This window comes from Psychromonas arctica (genome assembly GCF_038155225.1).
GTDB classification, from domain to species: domain Bacteria; phylum Pseudomonadota; class Gammaproteobacteria; order Enterobacterales; family Psychromonadaceae; genus Psychromonas; species Psychromonas arctica_B.
The window spans coordinates 1-239 of record NZ_JBAKBA010000176.1; the positions used below are offsets into that span (position 1 = coordinate 1).

Consider the following 239-nt stretch of genomic DNA (forward strand, 5'->3'; position numbering starts at 1 on the left):
CAAAAAATGGATTAGAAGCATTAGAGTTGCTACGTGATAAAAGTATAGTACAAAGGCCTTATTTGATCTTATTGGACTTGAAGATGCCAATTATGGGTGGGATAGACTTTCTACAAAATATACGTAAAGATGAAAACTTAAAAAACACGTTTATTTTTGTTCTGACTACATCATCTGCATTTGAAGACTTAGTAGCTGCGTATAACGAAAATATAGCTGGGTAGATTGTTAAGTCAGAT

At 32.6% G+C, this 239-nt stretch carries 1 protein-coding gene; it reads left to right on the top strand.

The features are described from left to right. On the top strand, window positions 1-224 hold a 224-nt coding region (locus tag V6255_RS18220), incomplete at its 5' end, for a response regulator (protein ID WP_341629403.1). Window positions 225-239 lie beyond the last annotated feature (15 nt).